At 44.7% G+C, this 921-nt stretch carries 1 protein-coding gene; it reads left to right on the top strand.

Features of this window, described 5'->3' with window-relative positions:
- Positions 1–81 precede the first annotated feature (81 nt).
- Entirely contained in the window at positions 82–861 is a 780-nt protein-coding gene (locus BCT11_RS03480; protein WP_042605013.1) for a tRNA isopentenyl-2-thiomethyl-A-37 hydroxylase MiaE, read from the top strand.
- The last annotated feature ends 60 nt before the right edge of the window (positions 862–921 follow it).

The following is a 921-nucleotide window of genomic DNA, read 5'->3' as shown; positions in this document are numbered from 1 at the left end:
ACCCATATCAGGACGGGTCATGTATTTGCTCAAGATGCCGATGGTTACACCAAAATAGAATACAACGTACTAAGAACTAAAATGATTAATCTCGACGCCTATCAGGACCTTCTTGCTCCCATTAACCAATTCTTGCAATGCAGCACCCCAGATAAATGGGTTGAGGAAGCAAAGAAACCGGAAAACCTGCCAACGATTTTAGTAGATCACCTACTGTGTGAACTCAAAGCAGGTCAGTCTGCTATGCTTTTAATCCGTAAATACGCAGTAGACGACGCAAGCTCACTTGCCCTACTTGATTGGTTTAAACCTTATGAGGACTTCGCTTACCGCAAAACTGGCTCACTCGAGACTTTAAAAGGTAAGAGCAACATTTCTAAAGCGATCATTGCTAAGTCGGATTCACCATACAGCCAAGATCTTATTGATAAGATGGTTCTGCTGATCAAAGAAGAGTTACACCACTTCTACCAAGTTCTAGAAATCATGGAAAGCCGTGGTGTGGAATACAAAAACATTCCGGCAAGCCGCTATGCCAAAACGCTGATTTCGCACATGAAGACATACGAGCCAGAAACGTTGATTGATAAGCTCATCATCGGTGCCTACATCGAAGCTCGCTCGTGTGAACGTTTCGCCAAACTGGCTCCGCACATGGATGACGATATCGCGAAGTTCTATGTATCTCTATTGCGCTCAGAAGCGCGTCACTATCAAGATTACTTGATTCTGGCAGAGCAAATAGCGGGTAAAGACATCAGCGAGCGTGTGGCGGAATTTGGTCGCATCGAAGCAGCACTGATTTCAACACCAGATGAAGATTTCAAATTCCACAGTGGCGTTCCAGTGTTAACGGCATAGGCTGCAGCCTAACGTTAAATAGCAAAAAGCCGGACATCATGAACTGACCCCCAATAGTTG

This window comes from Vibrio sp. 10N.222.52.B12 (assembly GCF_002875385.1).
In the GTDB taxonomy this organism is placed as follows: Bacteria; Pseudomonadota; Gammaproteobacteria; order Enterobacterales; family Vibrionaceae; genus Vibrio; species Vibrio jasicida.
The sequence above is the reverse complement of the archived record's forward strand: the minus strand, read 5'-3'. Positions and strand labels throughout refer to the sequence as shown.